This is a genomic window from Ignavibacteria bacterium, assembly GCA_041649015.1.
GTDB lineage: Bacteria > Bacteroidota > Ignavibacteria > Tepidaquicellales > Tepidaquicellaceae > CAIKZJ01.
In genome coordinates this window covers 76,416-95,043 of record JBAZNU010000009.1, presented here as the reverse complement: position 1 = coordinate 95,043, position 18,628 = coordinate 76,416, and the positions used below count along the sequence as shown (strand labels likewise).

Annotated in this window: 14 protein-coding genes; 9 read left to right on the top strand and 5 right to left on the bottom strand. The window is 36.7% G+C overall.

Going from position 1 to position 18,628, the window contains the following annotated elements:
* Positions 1 to 1,629, top strand: a 1,629-nt coding sequence (locus tag WC644_12905; GenBank protein ID MFA5012835.1) for a T9SS type A sorting domain-containing protein, incomplete at its 5' end; no start/stop codon positions are given.
* Between the two features lie 249 nt (positions 1,630 to 1,878).
* On the opposite strand, the gene WC644_12900 is transcribed toward WC644_12905, so the two are convergent.
* The gene (locus WC644_12900; GenBank protein MFA5012834.1) at positions 1,879 to 2,025 is read right to left on the bottom strand and encodes a hypothetical protein; all 147 of its coding nucleotides are present in this window, start codon (positions 2,023 to 2,025) and stop codon (positions 1,879 to 1,881) included.
* Between the two features lie 156 nt (positions 2,026 to 2,181).
* Here WC644_12900 and WC644_12895 point away from each other — a divergent pair, with 156 nt between their 5' ends.
* On the top strand, positions 2,182 to 3,537 hold the full coding sequence (locus tag WC644_12895) for a YCF48-related protein (protein MFA5012833.1): 1,356 nt from the start codon (positions 2,182 to 2,184) through the stop codon (positions 3,535 to 3,537).
* A gap of 66 nt (positions 3,538 to 3,603) precedes the next feature.
* On the top strand, positions 3,604 to 8,319 hold the full coding sequence (locus WC644_12890; GenBank protein MFA5012832.1) for a T9SS type A sorting domain-containing protein: 4,716 nt from the start codon (positions 3,604 to 3,606) through the stop codon (positions 8,317 to 8,319).
* A 252-nt stretch (positions 8,320 to 8,571) separates the two neighbouring features.
* Here the strand turns inward: WC644_12890 and WC644_12885 are convergent, their stop codons facing one another.
* The 3 genes from WC644_12885 to WC644_12875 are packed head-to-tail and all read right to left on the bottom strand — an operon-like array spanning position 8,572 to position 12,088.
* Positions 8,572 to 8,916: a hypothetical protein gene (locus WC644_12885; GenBank protein ID MFA5012831.1), complete on the bottom strand. Its 345-nt coding sequence runs from the start codon at positions 8,914 to 8,916 to the stop codon at positions 8,572 to 8,574.
* Positions 8,917 to 8,970: 54 nt separating this feature from the next.
* Complete coding sequence (locus WC644_12880; protein MFA5012830.1) at positions 8,971 to 10,890, bottom strand: NADH-dependent [FeFe] hydrogenase, group A6; 1,920 nt, start codon at positions 10,888 to 10,890, stop codon at positions 8,971 to 8,973.
* A 1-nt stretch (position 10,891) separates the two neighbouring features.
* Complete coding sequence (locus tag WC644_12875) at positions 10,892 to 12,088, bottom strand: NADH-ubiquinone oxidoreductase-F iron-sulfur binding region domain-containing protein (GenBank protein ID MFA5012829.1); 1,197 nt, start codon at positions 12,086 to 12,088, stop codon at positions 10,892 to 10,894.
* Positions 12,089 to 12,513: 425 nt separating this feature from the next.
* Between WC644_12875 and WC644_12870 the strand changes: the two genes are divergently transcribed.
* Entirely contained in the window at positions 12,514 to 13,182 is a 669-nt protein-coding gene (locus WC644_12870; protein ID MFA5012828.1) for a heme exporter protein CcmB, read from the top strand.
* Complete coding sequence (locus WC644_12865) at positions 13,182 to 13,922, top strand: class I SAM-dependent methyltransferase (GenBank protein ID MFA5012827.1); 741 nt, start codon at positions 13,182 to 13,184, stop codon at positions 13,920 to 13,922. The genes WC644_12870 and WC644_12865 overlap by 1 nt, the downstream gene beginning before the upstream one ends.
* A gap of 3 nt (positions 13,923 to 13,925) precedes the next feature.
* Here the strand turns inward: WC644_12865 and WC644_12860 are convergent, their stop codons facing one another.
* Positions 13,926 to 14,615, bottom strand: coding sequence for a PIG-L deacetylase family protein (locus tag WC644_12860; GenBank protein MFA5012826.1), 690 nt, complete (start codon positions 14,613 to 14,615; stop codon positions 13,926 to 13,928).
* 447 nt (positions 14,616 to 15,062) lie between these two features.
* Between WC644_12860 and WC644_12855 the strand changes: the two genes are divergently transcribed.
* Genes WC644_12855 through WC644_12840 form a run of 4 tightly spaced genes read left to right on the top strand, consistent with a single transcriptional unit; the run spans position 15,063 to position 18,628 of the window.
* Positions 15,063 to 15,605 (top strand): hydrolase, encoded by a 543-nt coding sequence (locus tag WC644_12855; GenBank protein MFA5012825.1) that lies wholly within the window; start codon positions 15,063 to 15,065, stop codon positions 15,603 to 15,605.
* Positions 15,606 to 15,609: 4 nt separating this feature from the next.
* A complete protein-coding gene (locus WC644_12850) occupies positions 15,610 to 16,290 on the top strand; it encodes a lysophospholipid acyltransferase family protein (protein MFA5012824.1) in 681 nt (226 codons plus the stop codon).
* Positions 16,287 to 17,018 carry a 3-deoxy-manno-octulosonate cytidylyltransferase gene (gene kdsB / locus WC644_12845; protein MFA5012823.1) on the top strand — a complete coding sequence of 244 codons (732 nt, stop codon included), beginning with the start codon at positions 16,287 to 16,289 and terminating at the stop codon, positions 17,016 to 17,018. Before WC644_12850 ends, kdsB begins: the two co-directional genes overlap by 4 nt.
* The gene (locus WC644_12840; protein MFA5012822.1) at positions 17,018 to 18,628 is read left to right on the top strand and encodes a CTP synthase; all 1,611 of its coding nucleotides are present in this window, start codon (positions 17,018 to 17,020) and stop codon (positions 18,626 to 18,628) included. The genes kdsB and WC644_12840 overlap by 1 nt, the downstream gene beginning before the upstream one ends.

The window sequence follows — 18,628 nt, the reverse complement described above, 5'->3', positions numbered from 1 at the left end:
ATTAAAAATAATAATTTCAATAACTTCTCAGACGGCGTTATAGCAACAAACTCAAGTATAGATTTGTATTATAACCGGTTTTACTCGGAAATAATCGGAGCAAAATCAATCCAGGGATTTTCAGAAAGCAATTTAAACATGAGTCCAAACGATGAATATTACTTAGGAGGATACAACAGAATCAATACCATGAACGATGAAAGTAAAAACGTATATGTTGATAATTCATTCGTTTTTCTTGAAAACGGCGATAATACATTTGATATATCCGAATATAGCGGGAACGGCGAAAAGCCATACCACATATTCGGCACATTTCCTTCTATAAACGAACAGCAATATCCGGCAGCTTACAATTGTTTTAGAATTGATAACGTAGATGAAGAGGCATTCGTAGATGTAACCGTAAACGGAACACCCGTAGAATTTAATTTTTATCCCTATAGCTGCAATGCCATGCTTTCGGGAGATTATGAAGTAGTATCCATAGAAGGGCTTGTAAATGACACAATAGCCGTAAAAAACACCGGACAAGGAGGAAGCGAAAAAGGTAATGGCGGAAATGGGAATGAAATACAGGTTTCACGATGTAAAACACTCTCGGATTCCATAAATATAAGCATAAGAAAGAGGCAATATTCCATAACAGAGCAAAAATGCATAGAACTATTAAATTTATATCCTGATAGTTCTGCAAGCATTGATGTACTGAATAAACTATACCTCTCCTCATTGCTGCAGGACAGTGCGGGCAGCAAAATGTCTCCTTTGAAGACCTTTTACGAGACAGTAATTCTTAACAATCAAGGAAAAGAAAAACTAATAAACAGGTGTTTCTATCTTATTCAAAAATGCAAGGTGTCATTAAAACAATACACTTCTGCTCTTGAAGGATTTAGCTTTATCATACAGCAAAATCCCTATACTTACGAGGGGCTTGTTGCCTCCTGGGACTTTGCCGCTACTCATCTTCTGGATAGCATAGGAGGGAGCAGCGGAGGTTTAACCGGTAAAACAGATGAAAAGCAATTAACAGCATTTGATATCACAGACAGATATGATTCAACAAAGTTCACGAAAAAACAAAGAAACGAAATATCGAAATCTGTCAACGATATACTCGAAAGCAAGAGAATAACCCAAACAGAGAAAATAGAAACACTTCAAAAGAAATCAGAAGAAGGAAACAGGGAGGCGGCAAAAGAACTTCATACGATGAAACGACTAAACGAGACAGTGAAAACCAAAAAACCCGGAAATAACTCAGAGCTGCAGGGCATAATACAATCAGATATTAAGAAGGTATTCAGCAGAGTTGATAATAATCCGACTGAATCTGTAAGCATTATTCCGCAGACTTATCAATTATACCAGAACTATCCGAACCCGTTTAACCCGACAACAAAGATAGCTTTTGACCTTCCGAAAGACTCAAAGGTAAAGCTTGTAATCTATGACATACTCGGAAGAGAAATGAAAACACTTGTAAACAACGAATTCCGTTCAGCAGGTAAATACATCACCGAGTTCAGCGGCCCAAACATGGCAAGCGGAATTTACTTCGCAAGAATACTTGTTAACGAGGGTAAGGAATTTAGAGCAGTTAAGAAAATGGTTCTTCTCAAGTGATTCGTCCATTTATTTACTTATTTGTTATTGATAATTATTTAAACCCGCAATAATACTGCGGGTTTTTTATTCATTATACTCAAAATATTAATCTCCTTATCATCATCTAACAATTTTATAAGTCAGTGTTAATCATAAAACTATCATTTCTTTTGTCGTGCGTTATTTATTAATATGAACTATTTAGAAATCAAAAAGGGCAGAAACTTTCACTCCCGCCCTTTACTATTTTTCTATTACCTTCTAAGCCTATGCAGGTGAATTGTACGTCTCAGTAAACAATTCCTTATAATCCTTCTGAAGTAATGCATTCTTTACATCCTTCGTTATCGTAGCACATTTGTTAAGTACCATATAAACATTATCCACAAAGAGTCTTATCTCGTCAAAGTCCATCGTTTGGGGCTTTTGGCTTATCGCTTCAAAAAGCTCAAGTTGTAATTTATCGAGCAGTGCAACTGAATATTTGGATTTTAATAATCATAAAATATGAGTAAATAACATTACCTAAAGTAAATCTATATTTTATTTAAATTCAAAATATATAATATTATGAAAGTTTTATATTACCTCAAAAGTTCAAAATCAACAATACTTTCTTTTCAGATTCTATTACTTTTATTTGCCGTCTCTTCTTATTCCCAGTCCGGGTGGTTTTCTCAGCCGCTGCCCGTGAGCGGGCAAGTGCAGGACTTGAAGTTTTTTGATGCGAATACAGGGCTGATTGCTATGTGGCAGCCAACTGTTTTGTTGAGAACGACTAATGGCGGGTATAATTGGGATTCAGTATTAAATATACAAGTTGCATGGCAATTTGATTTGATTGATAGCAATATAGTATATGCAATAGGCTCCGGAGTTACAGTCGAATCTAACGGGATTCTTCTAAAATCAATAAATCGCGGTGCAACCTGGGACAGTTTACCTGTAGCTAATTCCTGGACTGTAAACGGAATATCATTTGTAAACCGTGATACCGGCTGGGTAGGGGGAACTGCGGGCGGGTTGCCTTTTCTTTGGCGGACAACGAATGCGGGTATAACATGGACGGTGCAGTCATCAAATACAGGATTCGGAAAAGTCTTTTTTCTGAAAAATAAAGTGAATGGCGAATATGTGGGGTGGTCGCAAAATTATGGTACACTTTGGATAACGACAAATAGCGGCATTAACTGGATACAAAATACATCCGTTGGAGAATTACCAGATGCAATAGCTATGTTTTTCTCAGATCAATTTACAGGTTATATATCTAATAATACGAAATTAACAAAAACTACAGATGGAGGTGATTCTTGGCATAATTATGAAATGCCCTCTGGGAATTTAATTTCAGCAAGATGGTTCCAGAAATTTGATGTATTAAATAAAGATACAATTTATGGTGAGGGTGGAGATAGATATTTTGGCGGAGGAAAAGTCAGACGTATTATCTGGGTATCAACAAATGGCGGTGTTAACTGGGGATTCCAACAACCCGATACAAGTATTGCGAAATTTTTTATCGGAATAGATTTTGTGAATAAAGACACGGGTTGGAGCAGTTGGATAAGAACCAATGACGGAGGAGGACCAATTATCATAACAGGAATAAACAATCAAATAACTACCAAGCCCGAATTATTCATTCTTGAACAGAATTATCCAAATCCTTTTAATTCATCAACAAGAATAAACTTTTCCATATCAAAACCTTCATTTATTTCATTAACTATCTATGACATAATAGGAATGGAGGTGTTAAAGATTTATAACAACGAGTTTTTCACAGCAGGCAATTATTATGCGGGAATTGATATAGGAAAGATGGGTTTGTCGTCAGGTGTGTATATTTATAGAATGCGGGCTTTGGACATAAAAAGCAATAATGTCTTTGAGCAGTCGAGAAAATTTGTTTATGTAAAGTGATTAAATACTGATAATTATGAGATACTTTAAAATCAAACATTTTTTAGAATTTAAATAAATTTTAAAATGAGGAAATTTAAATTTATACTTGCAATAATTACAGTAGTAATTATAGCATTCACAAGTTTGTCACAGTTAAATTCACAAAACAACCCGAACATGAAAAAAGGGTTTTATCTGGGACCAATGAGCCACTACTTTTTAAATGTTCTTGAAACAGATTCCCATAACCGATGGTATCAGGATTTATCCTACAATTTGATGCAGAGTTATTGTGCACATCTTGATACAATAGATCCAACTTTCCAAGGCAAAGGGCAAAAAGATGGTGGCTTCTTTGAACTCATCGGAAATTATCAATCGCAGATGAATCAGGTAATAACAAACTGGCGTAACATTGCAAATGACAATTCATTGATATTTGAAAGAGAAAAAATACTACGTCCTGCTTATGGACAGAGATTCACATATCAGGCAGAAAAACCGGGAAAATGGAGAAACATATTTCCTGCTTATGGTTATGATTCATTAGAGTATATTACAGGTCATGATACAACAGAATATTGGGTGAATGAAACTGTTACAAGCCGCAGATGTGTTGTTGGAAGAGATGCTTCAGGATTTATAGTGAAAGATTTATATGAAAACTGCAGTCAGACAAATAATATAACTCAGATACATGATACTATAAACAGTTCCGGCTGGGAAAGGCTTTATTCGGATGTTAAACAGAAAAAACACGGCATACGATGGTTTGTGAAACCAAGAATGAGAGTAATTCCCGATTCTGCTTTAGCACATTTTAACGATACCGTAGTTACTATACTTATTAATAATTTTAACGGTGATAATATTAAGTCTTACACAATTTGTGGAAGAAATTTTTTCAAAACTGATGGGCAAAATCAGTATTATGATGGACAGTTTATAGAATTATTTAATCAACTTGGTGCTGATAGTGCTAAATTTCTATCCGTGTCTGCCGATTCATTAGCCTTCGGCAGGGTAGAGGGTGATACAATAGTATATCAAAGTCAGGTTGACTATCAGGTGAAATGGCTTGGAAAGATTGATGTGTGGCTTGACTACGTTAGAGTTGACGACTCCTGGGCGCATTATCTATTTACTGATACATGGGTTCAAGGACAAACTTATCCTCCAAATAATAGGTGGCATTTTAGAGAACGAATCAAAGAAGAAGTCGAAGCATTTGTTGAAACAAACAACGGACTTGGTTATTTCTGGGTTGACGAAGTTCAGTATCCAAATATAGAATGCATAGGTGAAGTTAACAAGCTAATTAAAAGATACTCCAATAATCAAATGTCATTACTTTTTATCACTGACCCTAAAGCATTTATGGGATGGCCTGCGTTTAGAGCAGTTAATTCCTCAACCATAGTTAATGAGGCGAATTGGGATATCTGTATTAATAAAGCTATAGATTGCGGCGCTCTTAGCGATATAATGATAACACAGTGGTTTCCGTTTTATTATACTTTAAGATATCCGAATGTATTGTCGGATATAAGTGATACATTACATATTCATGGAAAAGTATTAAAAGCAGATAATTACCATCAATATACACATATACCCGACGAAGGAATACAACCTTCAATATCATGGTTTATACGGCAGCAAAAATATTTTTATAAGAAAGCCAGAGATAAAGGATTAATATACGGAGTAATAAATCAGATTAACAGCGATGAGAAAAACATAAAAGGAACTGGCTCGAACGAATGGGGAATAAGAGAGCCGACTAACGAGGAAATCTCCATGCTAATGCATACATCCATGGCATATGGGGCAAAAATAATGCTCGAATTTTCATACACGAGTACTCAGCAAACCGACACTATAAAAAACGCTTATAACTGGGGATTAACATCTACTGACAGGGACAGTTTTACGCACAAAAGAGATTTCAATTATTACGGACAGAAGAAATGGGATTTTGTTGCAGACTTAAATTATAAGCTTAAAAAAATAGGTGATTTCATGTATCCGATGAATCAAACAAATGAACATTTAATACATGATAAAACACTGACTGTAAACATTGTAACATATCCGGATTGCAATGACTGCGGCACTGCTAACCATGATTACATACAAAATATAATAAGTTATGCTCCATACAACGACATATCAGAAATGTGCACAGGGTCAAATATGCAAGTCGGGCATAACGACTGCAGCGAGCAAAGATACTGGGAGTTGGGATTCTTTAATCCTAATCCAAATTCAGCAAAACCGAATGATAAAAGCAAGTATCTTTATGCCGTAAACAAAAGAACTTATCCGGTTAATGAAAGTAATGATTACGGAGACATAAGAGTATTAAAAATAATGTTTAACTCCTCTCAATTGCCGGGATTTAACAACTGGGTAATAAAAGAAGCAGATACAGATTCGGTTATAACATACTTCAATAAATCAGCAATCGAATACGTGAATGCAGGAGAATTCCAGCCCGGCGAAGGAAAACTTCTTAAAATCGCTCCCGTAATGCAGGAAGGGGGAACGTTCGTATGCGATGAGGAAGTATCTTCTTCAACATTTGTGTGCGACAGCATTGTTTTCAATAACAACCATGAATTAAGGTTGTATCAGGGAACCACAATTAAGTTTAATCCGAAAGGTAAAATTGTATTCTCGGGAGGAAGTTTTTATTCAGGTATCTTACCTCAAAATTCATCTCCTGCTATGACAGAATTTTCCGGAAACAACTGTTACTGGGAAGGTTTATCATTTATAGGCGGAACGGATATACACATTTCAAATTCCGTATTTAAGAATATAGCTTACGAACCTCAGGGTGGATTGAATGCACAATATCAAAACTGTGCTCTCAGTATTATTAACTGCAATGATATTACAATAAGCAGCAGTCAGTTTTATATGGATTTCAAGTCAGGAGCAATCTATTATCAGTACAACAACTACGAAAACCCAAGGTGGGAAAATGCTTATATCGGCGGGAATAGCTTCATAATAAATGAAACCAACACGAACAGTCCTTTGGTAACCTCGTTCAGCTCTCTGTCTGCAACAGAAACTCCAATAAGACTTGAGGGCAACTATTTTAACAACATTTCGGGAGTATCTGCAATCGCAGCGGCTGTTAACGGAGTCTGCGGAGGAACTATTAAAAATAATAATTTCAATAACTTCTCAGACGGCGTTATAGCAACAAACTCAAGTATAGATTTGTATTATAACCGGTTTTACTCGGAAATAATCGGAGCAAAATCAATCCAGGGATTTTCAGAAAGCAATTTAAACATGAGTCCAAACGATGAATATTACTTAGGAGGATACAACAGAATCAATACCATGAACGATGAAAGTAAAAACGTATATGTTGATAATTCATTCGTTTTTCTTGAAAACGGCGATAATACATTTGATATATCCGAATATAGCGGGAACGGCGAAAAGCCATACCACATATTCGGTACCTTCCCTTCTATAAACGAACAGCAATATCCGGCAGCTTACAATTGTTTTAGAATTGATAACGTAGATGAAGAGGCATTCGTAGATGTAACCGTAAACGGAACACCCGTAGAATTTAATTTTTATCCCTACAGCTGCAATGCCATGCTTTCGGGAGATTATGAAGTAGTATCCATAGAAGGGCTTGTGAATGATACAATAGCCGTAAAAAACACCGGACAGGGAGGAAGCGAAAAAGGTAATGGCGGAAATGGGAATGAAATGCAGGTTTCACGCTGTAAAACACTCTCGGATTCCATAAATATCAGCATAAGAAAGAGACAATACTCCGTAACAGAACAAAAATGCATAGAACTATTAAATTTATATCCTGATAGTTCTGCAAGCATTGATGTACTGAATAAACTATACCTCTCCTCATTGCTGCAGGACAGTGCAGGCAGCAAAATGTCTCCTTTGAAGACCTTTTACGAGACAGTAATTCTTAACAATCAAGGAAAAGAAAAACTCATAAACAGGTGCTTCTACCTTATTCAAAAATGCAAGGTTTCATTAAAACAATACACATCTGCACTTGAAGGGTTTAACCTTATCATACAACAGAATCCTTATACTTATGAGGGTCTTGTTGCATCCTGGGACTTTGCCGCCACTCATCTTTTAGACAGCATAGGAGGAAGCAGCGGAGGATTAACCGGCAAAACAGATAAAAAGCAGTTAACAGCATTTGATATCACAGACAGATATGATTCAACAAAGTTCACGAAAAAACAAAGAAACGAAATATCGAAATCTGTTAATGATATACTCGAAAGCAAGAGAGTAACCCAGACTGAAAAAATACAAATACTTCAAAAAAAATCAAAGGAGGGTAGCCGGGAAGCAGAGAAAGAACTTAATACAATGAAAAGACTAAACGAGACAGTGAAAACCAAAAGACCCGGAAATAACTCAGAGCTGCAGGGCATAATTCAATCGGACATTAAGAAGGTATTCAGCAGAATTGATAACAATCCGACTGAATCTGTAAGCATTATTCCGCAGACTTATCAGTTATACCAGAACTACCCGAACCCGTTTAATCCGACGACGAAGATAGCATTTGATCTTCCGAAAGACTCAAAGGTAAAGCTTGTAATCTATGACATACTCGGAAGAGAAATGAAAACACTTGTAAACAACGAATTCCGTTCAGCAGGTAAATACATCACCGAGTTCAGCGGCCCAAACATGGCAAGCGGAATTTACTTCGCAAGAATACTTGTTAACGAGGGTAAGGAATTTAGAGCAGTTAAGAAAATGGTTCTTCTCAAATGATTCGTCCATTTATTTACTTATTTATTATTGATAATTATTTAAACCCGCAATAATACTGCGGGTTTTTTATTGATTATACTCAAAATATTAATCTCCAAATCATCGTCAGCTATAAATGTTATGAATCAGTGTCAATCATAAAACTATCATTTATTTTGTCGTGCGTTATTTATTAATATGAACTATTTAGAAATCAAAAAGGGCAGAAACTTCCGCTTCCGCCCTTTACTATTTTGCTATTACCTTCTAAGCCTATGCAGGTGAATTGTACGTCTCAGTAAACAATTCCTTATAATCCTTCTGAAGCAATGAATTCTTAATATCCTTCGTTATCGTAGCACATTTGTTAAGTACCATATAAACATTATCCACAAAAAGTCTTATCTCGTCAAAGTTCATCGTTTGCGGCTTCTGGCTTATCGCTTCAAAAAGCTCAAGTTGTAATTTATCGAGAAGTGCTATTTCAAGCGCAAATAATTTTTTCGTGGGTTTCAAAATTTGCTTTGCAGCCGCTTTCTTAACTGCCTTTTTTACAACCTTCTTTGCGGCTTTTTTCTTTAAAGTTTTCTTTTCTGCCTTTTTAATCTTTGCTGCCATATTAGTATTAAATTATTCGGGCGGCATATAACCGCCCGTACTTTGTTATTTAAATTAAGAAATAAACTTGCCTCTCGGCGTATAGTGAGTGTGCAAGAGCTTGTGGGACAGATGGCCGCATGGTCCTTCGGTAAAGAATTTTTCATATATCATCGTAACGTAAGGATTATCATGCGACTTTCTTAATTCCAATGATTCGTCTTCAGCATAAATAGCTTTTGCGCGTGCTTTGCGGATTTCAAGAGATGTCGGTATCGGCTGTCCGCCGCCGCCTATGCACCCTCCCGGACAAGCCATGAACTCTATAAAGTGACATTGACTGAATATGCCGCCTGCTTTTATATCGTCCATGATTTTCTTCGCATTCGCTGTTCCGTGTGCTACTGCAACTTTCAGCGTTGCTCCCTTAAGCCAGTCCCAATTTGGTACAAGATGCTTAATTAAATCAGGTACGGGTCCTACTTTATCGCCTATCGGAAGTTCAACATATTTAACGCCATCAAATCCGCGGACAGGAGTGACATTTGCATTTGCAAATATATCTTCTGCTTTGTTACCCGTTACAAACTCAACGACTGAACGTATAGCTGCTTCCATAACACCACCCGTAGCACCGAATATTAAACCTGCTCCGGACGCATCACCAAAAGGACTGTCAAAATGTGTCTTCGGCATTTCAGGCAAATAAATTCCTGCTTCTTTTATCATCTTTGCCATTTCTCGTGTTGTTAAACCATAATCCACATCCTTATAACCGGACGAATCCATTTCAGGTCTGTTACATTCAAACTTTTTCGCTGAACACGGCATTAATGCCACTGATACTACATCTTTCGGGTCAATGTTCATCTGCTGTGCATAGAATGTTTTAATGATTGCACCGAACATCTGCTGAGGTGATTTTGCTGATGATAAATTATCAAGATATTCAGGATAGTAATGCTCTATGTATTTCACCCATCCCGGTGAACAGCTTGTAAACTGAGGCAACGCAACGCTCTTGTCACCGCCTACGAGTGCTTTGTATAATCTTATTATTAATTCTGTACCTTCTTCAATGATTGTCAAGTCAGCAGTGAAATTTGTATCAAAGACCGCATCGAAACCGATTCTCTTAAGTGCGGTGTTTAATTCCTGTGTAAGCGATGTACCCGGTTCAATTCCAAAACACTCGGCAATCGCTGCTCTCGGTGAAGGTGCTGTCTGAATAACAACATGTTTCTTCGGGTCATCAATCGCAGCCCATATTTCGTCCGATGGGTCGTTTGCATGTAATGCTGCTGTCGGACAGCGGTTTATACACTGACCGCAGTTTATGCAGATTACGTCTGCTAGCGGCTTTTCCATGAATGTACCGATATGTGTTTTGTCGCCCCGATCTATCGATTCAAGCACGCCGACTTCCTGCAGGTCAATGCATGTGCGTACACACCTCTTGCATAGAATGCATTTGCTCATGTCACGGATTACTGAGTATGACGATTTGTCCATCTCATAAGCCGGTGTGTCACAGTGTCCGAATGTATAACCGTCAACTCCATATTCTTCGGCAAGCGACTGTAGTTCACAATTACCATTTCTTATACATGAATAGCATTCACCGTAATGTTCTGAAAGCAGCAAGTCTATAATGTGTCTCCTTGCTTTTCTTACCTGCGGTGTTGATGTTTTTACTTTAATAGGTGCAGTAATAGGAAATGCACATGATGCCTGAAGCGTTCTCATCCCTTCTACTTCAACTGCGCAAACTCTGCAAACACCCGCTACACACAGGTCATCATGGTGGCATAATGTTGGTATGTGCACCTGATTCTGTTTGCATGCTTCTAAAATTGTTGTTCCAAGTGGAACAGAAACTTTTTTCTCATTAATTTCAACAGTTACAGTCCCGCCAATAGTATTTGTGTCAACAGGTTTTTCAACCTTGAAAGGCTGCTGACTCGTAGGGGTTCTTAAATTTTTATTCTTATCCATTTTATGCTTCTGTTTTATTTAATATTTCATCTTTAAAGTTTTCAAGTATCGAAATGAACGAATTCGGACTCGATTGTCCCAGTCCGCATTTCGAGGCTATCTGCATCGTCGTGCCGAGCTCTTTCAGCTTGTTGATGTAGTCAAAAGTAAACTCTCCTCTTTCTATCATTTCAACACCCTTAAGCAATTTTGTATTTCCTATCCTGCAAGGTGTACATTGACCGCATGATTCTTCCACAAAGAATTCCATAAAGTTCTTCAGTACCTTCAACATATCTCTGTTCTTTCCGAATATCATAACTGAACCTCCCGTCGCTAAATCTTCGTAAGCCAAGGTTCTGTCAAACTTTGAAGCATCAATGCATACTCCGGATGCTCCGCCTATCTGAACTGCCTTCGCATCTTTTGCTCCTACTAATTTTAAAAGCTCGCTTATCTTTGTTCCCCACGGAAGTTCATAAACACCGGGCTTATCGCAATCACCCGATACCGAGAATAACTTCGAACCGCTGGATTTATCCGTTCCGACTTTTGCATACCAGTCACCACCTTTTGTAACTATGTGTGCAACTGCTGCCAGGGTTTCTACGTTGTTAACAGAGGTTGGTCTGCCGTTGTATCCTGTGTTTACAGGGTAAGGCGGACGGTTGCGTGCTTCACCGCGGTTGCCTTCGAGCGATTCAATCAATGCCGTCTCTTCTCCGCATACGTAAGCACCGGCACCCATTCTGATTTCAATATCATAATCAAATCCGGAACCGAGTATGTTTTTTCCTAAAAGATTATCTTTTCGCATCTTCTCAAGATAGTCTTCAAGATATTTTCTCATATATTCATATTCTCCGCGTAAATATACCATCCCTAATTTCGAACCTATCGTAAACCCGCCGACGACCATTCCGTCAAATACAAGCTCGGGATACTCTGTTAGTAATACCCTGTCTTTAAACGTTCCGGGCTCTCCTTCATCTGCATTACAGATTAAAAACTTTTCTTCTGCTTTCGCGGCTGCCGTTAACATCCATTTTGTTGATGTCGGAAATCCGGCACCTCCCCTGCCTTTTAATTTCGAAGACTTAAGTTCAAACAATATGTCTTCCCTTCCTAACTTTAATGCTTTTTTAATCGCATCACCTCGGTTATACTTGGAAAACAATACCGGACCTTTTCTTTCCTGTTTGCTAAATACTGGTTCCATTGATAATATAATTTTGATTTAAATTACTGTTAGTATTCGTTTGATTTGAATTATAATTTGTTTGTTCGAATTGTTCGTTTAAAGAATAGAATATATTAATGTCTAAATGATTTTTCATAAAAACATTTTTTCCGTCGCGTAGTATATACAATATAGGAAATGAGTTAGATAACAATTTTTTATTCCTCGGATTTCTGTAAAATATAAATTACATACACTTTTCTCAATCCAAAAAGATTTCCCTAAAATCTCAAATTTTACCTAATTATTGCATAATCCTCCCTTCGTTGGTTCGGTGATTTCGTCTTTACGAATTTCAGCTTTTCTGTGCGTTCCGTACAGCCTGATGCTCTTTATCGGGACTCTTGACCTTTCTCAATTTTTTCTTTCCCAAATATCCCCTAAATTGCATAAAATTTATTTATTTGTCATTAATTAAGCACACATATTCAATCCTGAAAAAGGATATTAAATCGGAAATAAAAAATCGATATGTCATAAATTCTTTATTGATGTTTGTTATTATTACAATCTCAATTATCAGGTTCACACTTGGTGATGAAAAAGTTGATGATACTATCCTATCCGGATTGTTTTGGATTGTGATTTTTTTCACAGCTATCAGCGGCCTTTCACGTGTATTTATTAAAGAAGAGGAAACAGGCACTTCTCTTGCACTTAAACTTTCCGCCGGTGCAACAGAAGTTTTTCTTGGAAAGCTTCTTTTCAACTTTGTGTTGACCTTCTCTCTGAACATGGTAATCTTTTTCCTATTTTCTTTGATAACGGGTATTCAAATAATAAACTTCTTTGCTTTCGGTTTAACTGTTATACTCGGAAATTTCGGAATCGTATCTGCCTCCACTATTATCGCAGCAATCATCGCCAAAGCAAATTCAAAAGGTACCTTATACCCTGTTCTTGCCTTTCCGATTCTTTTACCGCTGCTTATTACTATGATTGATGCTACAAAACTCGCGGCTGAAGGCGCCCCAACCGGTGAACTTCTCGGCAATTTTCAAATTCTAATTTCATACACGGTCGTTGTGACCACCGTTTCAATTTTTCTTTTTAAATTCGTCTGGGAAGACTGATGAAGAACTCAGATTTCTATAATTCCTTGTCTGAAAATTATGACGATATGATCGGTTTCGAAAACGCTCTTCAAAAACGAAAGAATCTCTTAAGTAAATTTATTGACGGTAATTATAGAAACGCAATAGACATCGGATGCGGTACAGGTCTCGATTCTATCTCGCTTGCTCTTAACGGGCTTAAAGTAACAGGTTTTGACACTTCTGAATTTATGATTTCCCGCGCACGCAAAAATGCAAAAGAAAGAAATTTAAAAATCCGCTTTATCTATGCCCCATTCAATAAAATTAATATTTCAAAAAGTAAAAAAGCTGACCTTATCGTCTCGCTCGGCAATGCATTCGCCAACATCAAAGAAAATGAATTGAAAGCCATCATTAAACTTGCATACGATGTTTTGAATTATGGCGGCAGATTTCTATTCCAGGTTCTTAATTATGATTTGATTAGAAAAGAGAATAAAAGAATCGTAAACATAACAAGCAATAACGAAAACACTTTCATTCGCTTCTACGATATTGAAAAGAATTTGCTTAGGTTTAACATCCTGATCATCAATAGCATAAATACATCAAACCACACTCTTATATCAACTGAACTTTACGAGTATAATAAAATCTGGTTCAGCACTGCTCTTAAAAAATCCGGTTTTAAATATATTAAGTTCATGGGTGATTTTGCCGGAACCCCTTTCGAAAAGAATAAATCCAAAGACCTTATTATTCTTGCACTTAAATAAGTTTTAAAAACTTATCTGCACTATATCTAAAACTCTGAACGTCTCAGAATATTTGTATTCCTGCGAGGTATTCCCTATGTTCTCTTTAAAGAATTTTGCAAAGGCCTCAAAGTTCGGAAACTGTGATTTAAAAGACTTCAGAACATTCAATTTAAAGTCTATCTGTGAGGTTATATCAATCGTAAGATTTGGTTTACTCGTCCCAAAGAAATAAATTTTTTCTACCCTGTGCTTACCGTTCTTATCAGGGTATATAAAATCATTCTTCGCCGCAAATACAGCATCAAACACAGCCATCGATACATTCCTGTGGTCTCTGTGATTCAAATTAATATTATCAAAATCCATATTAGCAGGGTCGAATGAAAAAACTATCTCGGGCTTTATCTCTTTTATCAACAAAGTTAATTTCTCTCTCAATGTTTCGTTATATTCAAGAAACCCATCCTTAAAACCAAAAAAATGAACTTCTTTCGCCCCGACTTTCTTCGCTGCTTCTTGCGCTTCATTTTTTCTTATTTCGATTCTTTCTTTTGCTGATAACGATTTCGTTTTGAATCCGTTTTCTCCGTTTGTAGCTATTATGTAGTGTACCTCATACCCCTTCTTAATAAAATTTCTCAACGTAACAGGACACCCGAATTCAATGTCGTCGGGATGCGCACCCACTGCTATAATATTTTTCTTTTTCATACTCTTTTATTTAAATAAAGATAAACATTTTAAAGACAAAAATATTCTTACATTTTATTGCCTATTTTCATAATCTCTCTTGACTTTTACAAAAAATGTAATTATATTAACTAACGAACAAATAGACACATATTAACCTTAAATTAATAGCATATTAAGGTATTTAAATCAGATTATCTTACTGTTATAATAATTCTAATCTATAATTAACACTCTATTTCCACTATAAACCCACTCTACTCTCAGTTAATTCTCACTATAACCTGTCTATACTTAGCTCTTTCTCCGTATTATCTTGGCTTTAGCTCTGCTTTGTTACTGTCCAGAATCTGATTTCCAACAAATCCGATTTAAACCTGTTTTTTAATTACTTAATCTTATTTTATTTTACTATTTTTACACTATATTATTCAAAATTGCTCTCTCGAGTATAACCGTTAACGAATTATGAGAATCAAAAAAGAAGACACTTTAGCACTAATTATTGACTTTCAGGAAAGGTTGTTTCCTTTCATTCATGAAAACGAAAAACTGACACAGAATGCAGTTCGGCTCATTCAGGGTCTAAAAGCTCTTGAAATTAAAATGCTCGTCACTCAGCAATATACAAAAGGTCTTGGCGGAACTTCAAAAGAAATTTCAGACGCTATCGGCAAGTATCAGCATATTGAAAAGGGTTCATTCAGTTGCTGCGGCTCTGACGAGGTCTGCATATCTCTTAAAAATCTTGGAAAAATGAATATAATCGTATTCGGAATTGAATCACATGTGTGCGTACTCCAGACCGTCATCGACCTTATCGCTATGGGATATCAGCCTATATTAATCGAAGACTGCGTCTCTTCCAGAAATCCAAACGATAAAAAGATAGCCATCGAAAGAATGCGTCAGGAAGGTGCAATTATTTCAACTTATGAATCAATATTGTTCGAACTATGCGTCGTTTCCGGTACAGATACTTTTAAAGCAATTTCAAAAATTGTAAAGTAATAACTTGAACATCATCAGACTGACATTAATCATTCTTTCATCAGTCGTTCTTTCAACGCTGTCTATACTTGTCTCTCCGCTGAACCTTTACAAAGGAATCGGCACTTACTATGTTTACAGAACTTTTGCCCGTACTCTATTATTTATCTCAGGTGTAAAATTGAACGTTACATCCAAAGCAAACATTGATAAGAATAAACAATACATAGTCGTCTCTAATCACTTAAGTTATCTCGATATCCCTGTTTTGATGGTCGCTCTTAAAAACAACATTAGGTTTATATACAAGAAATCATTAACTAATATTCCTATCTTCGGTTGGGCTATGTTTCTTGGCGGTTACGTTCCCATCGACCGCAGCAACGCACGTAATGCTATCGAGTCTCTGAAAAAAGCTGCTCTCAGAATGAAAAGCGGTTTCTCTATTGCCATCTTTCCCGAGGGCACACGCAGCAGGACAGGAGTTACAGGTGAATTCAAGAAAGGTATTTTTATGCTCGCTGATTTCGCTGAGGCTGAGATTCTCCCTGTTTCAATCTCGGGAACAAATAAAATTCTTCCTAAAGATAGTTTTAAAATCACACCGGGTAAAGTTAATGTAGTTATTAATGAACCAATGACATTCAAGAAGGATAAAGATTTCCTGAATGAAGTCAGAAATAAAATTGTTGATAATATTATATGAATAAAATAATTGGTGTCATACCCGCAAGATATGCTTCAACAAGGTTTCCCGGCAAGCCGCTTGCTATGATTGACGGTAAATCAATGATAAGAAGAGTGTACGAGCAGGCCTTTTACTCTAAATACTTAGATGATGTATTTGTTGCAACAGACGATAAAAGAATTCTCAATGAAGTATTCAATTTCGGCGGTAATGCTTTACTAACTTCAAAGAAACATAAGACGGGCACGGATAGAATAGTCGAGGCAATAAAAGATATTAAATGCAATATCGTTGTTAACATTCAGGGCGATGAACCTTTCATAAAACCCGAAGTTATCGACTCTGCAATTAAACCTCTGCTGAAAGACAGCAAACTAAACGTCTCGACTCTCGCTTTTCCGTTCAATGAATACGTTAACGATGAAAACAAAGTCAAAGTAGTATTTGATAATAACTACAATGCATTATACTTTTCAAGATCTGTAATTCCAAATAATTCAAGAAATAAGTCGAATATCATTTATTACAAACATCTTGGTCTGTATGTTTACAGAAAAGATTTTCTTATCAGGTTTAGCAAAGTAAAACAATCTGTTTTGGAAAAATCTGAAAAGCTCGAACAGTTAAGAATCTTAAGCATGGGTGAAAAGATTCGAGTCGTAATTACTAAATTTGATTCTATTTCTATAGATACACAAAACGATTACAAAAAGGCATTACATTATTTAAAAACGAAGGGTAAATAATGAAACAGACAAAATATGTTTTTCTGACCGGCGGTGTTGTTTCTTCGCTTGGAAAAGGTATTGCATCAGCATCTTTGGGATTGCTGCTCAAGTCAAGAGGGCTTAACGTCACTATCCAGAAGTTCGACCCTTACATCAATGTTGACCCTGGTACTATGTCTCCCCTTCAGCATGGCGAAGTGTTTGTTACAGAAGACGGTGCTGAGACTGACCTTGACCTTGGACACTATGAAAGATTCCTCGATGAGAACATGTCCAAGAATAATAATACTACAACAGGACAGGTTTATAATGCCGTAATCAATAAAGAAAGAAGAGGCGATTATCTCGGTGCAACAGTTCAGGTAATCCCGCATATTACCGATGAAATAAAGTCACGCATGACAAGCCTCGCCAAGGAAGGAAAGTATGATGTTATCATTACTGAAATCGGCGGAACAGTCGGCGATATAGAATCACTCCCCTTCCTCGAAGCTATGCGTCAGTTAATGCATGAAGTCGGCAAGAACAACTCTCTTTGTGTTCACTTAACACTCGTTCCATACATAAAAGCAGCAGGTGAAATTAAAACTAAACCTACTCAACACTCCGTCAAGACACTGCTTGAAATCGGTATCCAGCCCGATATCCTTCTCTGCAGAAGCGAACAGAATATCACAAAAGATATGAGAGCTAAAATTGCTTTGTTCTGTAACGTTGAAGAAGGCTCTGTAATGCAGGCTCTCGACGCTAAATCAATATACAGTGTTCCTCTTAACCTTAACAAAGAAGGCTTCGACGAAGTCATAATCAAGAAACTTAATCTAAAGTGTTCAAAACCAAAACTGACTAATTGGAAGAAAACCGTAAACAAAATTCTAAATCCTAAGAAATCAGTAACTGTCGGTATTTGTGGTAAGTACAATCTTATTCACGATGCTTATAAAAGCATTACAGAGTCATTCATTCATGCAGGAGCTTACAACGATGTTAGCGTTAACCTTAAATGGATTGATTCCGAAGAAATAGAAAAGTCACCCAAAAAGATTAAGGAAATACTGAAAGGAATTAACGGACTTCTCGTTTGTCCGGGTTTCGGTGACAGAGGCATAGAAGGTAAAATTTCAGCAATAAAATTCGTAAGGGAAAATAAAATTCCATTCTTTGGTATATGTCTTGGACTTCAATGCGCCGTAATCGAATACTCGAGAAACGTTTGTGGGCTTAAGAATGCAAACTCAAGCGAGTTTAAAAAATCAAAGTATAATGTTATTGACATAATGGAATACCAGAAGTCAGTCGTCTTAAAAGGTGCATCCATGCGGCTTGGCTCATACCCATGCATTATTGAGAAAAACTCCCTGGCTAACAAATGCTACAAAAGAGAGTTTATTAACGAACGCCATAGACACCGTTATGAGGTAAACAACAACTTCAGAAAAATTCTTCAGGATAATAAACTTATCCTTTCAGGACTATCACCAGACGGTTCTTTGGTTGAGATTATTGAACTACCGCAAAAGGTACATCCCTTCTTCATCGCAACTCAGTTCCACCCCGAACTGAAATCCAGATTAATTAGCCCGCAACCGATTTTTAGGGAATTTATTCGTGCCGTAAAAGAGTTATGA

Excerpts from the sequence above, each read along its gene's own strand:
- WC644_12865 (MFA5012827.1), top strand. The coding sequence starts at position 13,182 with ATGAAGAACTCAGATTTCTATAATTCCTTGTCTGAAAATTATGACGAT.
- WC644_12840 (MFA5012822.1), top strand. The coding sequence starts at position 17,018 with ATGAAACAGACAAAATATGTTTTTCTGACCGGCGGTGTTGTTTCTTCG.
- kdsB (MFA5012823.1), top strand. The coding sequence starts at position 16,287 with ATGAATAAAATAATTGGTGTCATACCCGCAAGATATGCTTCAACAAGG.
- WC644_12885 (MFA5012831.1), bottom strand. The coding sequence starts at position 8,916 with ATGGCAGCAAAGATTAAAAAGGCAGAAAAGAAAACTTTAAAGAAAAAA.
- WC644_12875 (MFA5012829.1), bottom strand. The coding sequence starts at position 12,088 with ATGGAACCAGTATTTAGCAAACAGGAAAGAAAAGGTCCGGTATTGTTT.
- WC644_12895 (MFA5012833.1), top strand. The coding sequence starts at position 2,182 with ATGAAAGTTTTATATTACCTCAAAAGTTCAAAATCAACAATACTTTCT.
- WC644_12860 (MFA5012826.1), bottom strand. The coding sequence starts at position 14,615 with ATGAAAAAGAAAAATATTATAGCAGTGGGTGCGCATCCCGACGACATT.
- WC644_12855 (MFA5012825.1), top strand. The coding sequence starts at position 15,063 with ATGAGAATCAAAAAAGAAGACACTTTAGCACTAATTATTGACTTTCAG.
- WC644_12900 (MFA5012834.1), bottom strand. The coding sequence starts at position 2,025 with ATGGACTTTGACGAGATAAGACTCTTTGTGGATAATGTTTATATGGTA.
- WC644_12890 (MFA5012832.1), top strand. The coding sequence starts at position 3,604 with ATGAGGAAATTTAAATTTATACTTGCAATAATTACAGTAGTAATTATA.
- WC644_12880 (MFA5012830.1), bottom strand. The coding sequence starts at position 10,890 with ATGGATAAGAATAAAAATTTAAGAACCCCTACGAGTCAGCAGCCTTTC.